Annotated in this window: 1 protein-coding gene; it reads right to left on the reverse strand. The window is 52.9% G+C overall.

Features of this window, described 5'->3' with window-relative positions:
• Positions 1-248 precede the first annotated feature (248 nt).
• Positions 249-3,131 carry a PKD domain-containing protein gene (locus KKH67_02085; protein MBU1317964.1) on the reverse strand — a complete coding sequence of 961 codons (2,883 nt, stop codon included), beginning with the start codon at positions 3,129-3,131 and terminating at the stop codon, positions 249-251.
• Between the last annotated feature and the right edge of the window lie 165 nt (positions 3,132-3,296).

Consider the following 3,296-nt stretch of genomic DNA (forward strand, 5'->3'; position numbering starts at 1 on the left):
GAAGTGTGCGCAGGAGAAGAAATAGCATGGAATGTATGATACAATATGAGAAAGGTAACTGCAAATAGGGCAACGCGGACGACATTTATGAAAGGCACAGCGGGCACGTCCAGCAATTCACCTTTGTCCAAAATGTCGCGCATCCTTGTCCACGCTGCAAACGGCTTGTCCTTGCGAGTTCGCCCTTCTTCTTCTGGAAACAGGATATCTTCTAAAGTGTACTGCCGGAGAAGTGCGTTTCATTTCCATCAGCAATCCGGCACCCCATCTCCATCAGTATCGCACGGCGCGTTGCCGCCGGAGAAGATGTAGCTGATGAGATACACAACGTCATCGATATCGATACTGCCGGAACAACCAGAGTCACCGGATTCGTACGGCACCGGTTCCGGCCCACCGACAAAAATGTAGTTTATGAGATAAACAACATCATCAATATCTACTCCGTCGCTAGCATCGGCATCGCCGCACATGGAGGGCAGGCTAATCGTCCTGATCAATGGGCCAACCTCTGGTGCCTGCAACCACGGATTGTAGTCGAATCGGATGAACGCTTTGTTTGCAATCTCCGTACCGATCGGCAGGCCGTCCTTGGGCGATATCGAATACGTGAAATACCCCTCACCCTCTGGCGGATTCTCATTCGGTGGAAGCATTATGCTGTCGCAATACCACTCGATGACTCCAGTGTAAGGGTCGAAGTCTACAACGCAGTTCTCAGGATGGCTCATTGGGCCGATTGCTAGCGTTCCCCAGTCCAGGTCAGTGTCTAGCGTATCAACTACACGGATGTAGATCGCTTCGGCCGTAGCTTCCGGCTTGTTTTCGAACTGCACAGTGTACTCCAGCCTCTGGTCGGGGGCGATGTCATAGACTGGCAACTTCTCGCCCGGATCGGCAATCTTGTCGTTGGGATCCCACGAGCCGACGACCTCTCGATAATGCACGATCTCGTTGTTCGAGATATCCGCTTCAGGTGCCGCAGACGTTAGCCAGGACTTGCATTCAAGGATATGTCCGATCGGAACCGTTTCAGGGAGATTACCCCACACCAACACATATCCACCATACCAACCTGATGGGTCAATCGTACCAAGTGGCATTACTGCCGTGTCACCAGCGAGACTGTAGCCACTATAGGAACCGGTATTGATAGTCTCTGGAGTTACGTCAAGGAACGTAATCTCTGTCGGCAGAAGGACCCTAAGCGTGCAGTCATCCGCCTGGAAGGTACCTATGTTAGTCCAGAAGCAATTGAACCCGAAACTGAAACCTGGCCGCGCACCACCCGCATCACTTATTGCCCCTGCTAGGTCAGCATACGAGGTGTCCACCCGTATATAAGAAAGCTTCAGGACACTGTCAGAGGCAAGGGAATTGGTCACTCTCAGAAACACACTGTATGTGCCTGCAGTGTCATACTGATGTACAGGGTTCTGCGCTGCATCCGTGTTCTCATCACCGAAGTCCCAGTACCATGAAGTCGGACTACCGGGACTTTCGTCAGTAAACTGAACCGAAAGCGGCTGCACACCCGCTCTTGGAGCGGCGTCTAATCTCGCCTGAAGGTCATTGACGAAAACGTAATCGGCTTTGATAACAGAATCTACCTGGTCACAGCCGTCAAGCTGTAGCCTTGCTCGCAACTTTACATCGTACTTGCCCTGTTGCGTGTAAGTGTGGATCGGGTTTGCTACATCGCTGGTATCATCGTCACCGAAATCCCAGAAGTACTCGTTCGCGGTGCCGTCAAGAACCGGCTCGAACATCACTGTGAGAGGTGATCTGCCGCTAGTCGGCGTTCCAAAAAAGTCCGCCGAGAGAGTCTCCTGAGTCGTGATGTACCCCGGTTTGGTGAGCGTATCAGCTCCTATACCGTCTGCCACGATCAGAGTCACATCGTACGAAGAGCTGCCGGTGTATTCGTAGGATGGATTCTGCTGATCACTCGTACTGCCGTCCCCCATATCCCAGCTCCAGCTCGTGATTGAAGCGGAGCCGGTCGAACTGTCAGAGAAGCTCACGACCAGAGGTGAATCACCACATCTGACATCAGCTCCGAATTCCGCCCTGATGTCAGAGACATGGATGTAATCAACTCTGATGGCTGTGTCAACAACGCCGAACGCCTCAGCGATCAGCGTCACAGTGTAGTCGCCTTCCTCCTGGTACTTGTGCAGGGGAGTGAAAAGTGTGCTCGAATCATCGTCACCGAAATACCACTCGACCGCCTCAGGCGTAACACCCCAATCCGGGGTGAATTCGATCGGCAGAGGTTTGCGACCTGATGTCAATGAGGCCGAAAAGCTCCCAAGCGGATCACATGCATCGCCTCTTCCATCGGCGTCACCGTCTGCCTGATCAGGATTGTGGACGGTGACGCAGTTGTCTGTCGGACACGTGTTGTTGGGATACCCGGGATCGCCGTAACCATCTTCGTCTGAATCAGTGCACAGATCGCATGAGTCACCAATGCCGTCTCCGTCTCCGTCGTGCTGGTCGGGATTGTAGACATAGGGGCAGTTGTCGGGCAGGCAATAGTTGCTTGAGTATTCCGGGTCGCCGTATCCATCCCCGTCACTGTCTATGCACGGCGCTACGTAGACGGAGGCTGGCTTCGCGAGTGTGTCGGTATCTGTTCCATTTGAGGCTATCAAGGTCACATCGAACGGTTGACCGGCCGGGCAGAAGACGGCTTCTATCATGAAAGCATAATCAGTCCCCCAGTAGTGCAGCATTGAACCCCAGCCCTCTTCCTCCCACCAGTACTCCGAAGACCTTTCCTTCTCCCATTCTGAATGTCCCTCACCGTTATCGGAAATAATCGCCATTGAATTCTGCATCTGATCGGTTACCGTGAAGCCGATGTGGAAATCGCCGGAGACCACGATACCGAGGTCCGTCACATCGAGTGCTGTCCAGTCCTCGGGACCTATCGGCAGCTCGGCGTAGATTATGCTGTCACATGGCACGACTACCGAGTCGATCACTTGACCGGGATACCCTCCCTCACTATTCCAGACGAAGACAGTGACTCCGTTCCCGGTGCAATTCCACTCCGGGTAGCCACTCCAGAACATCATCCGTATCTCGCTGAGCAGACGCGGCACTCCCTCCACAGTAAACCGCATGTTGTAGAGATCATCCAGCCATATACTAGTGTCCCGTCAACATGATATTATTGGGCATGTCATTGACTTCCGAAATTGTTTGCGCTATATTTGTGCAAACAAGGAGGTGGTCGATGAAAAAGTACATCGTTCGATTATCGAAGGAGGAGCGTGATAGACTGAAAC

This window comes from Candidatus Zixiibacteriota bacterium, assembly GCA_018820315.1.
Taxonomy (GTDB): Bacteria; Zixibacteria; MSB-5A5; order JAABVY01; family JAHJOQ01; genus JAHJOQ01.

What these genes read in the sequence shown, in the direction of transcription:
- KKH67_02085 (MBU1317964.1), bottom strand. Translation starts at nt 3,131, where the DNA reads ATGCGGTTTACTGTGGAGGGAGTGCCGCGTCTGCTCAGCGAGATACGG.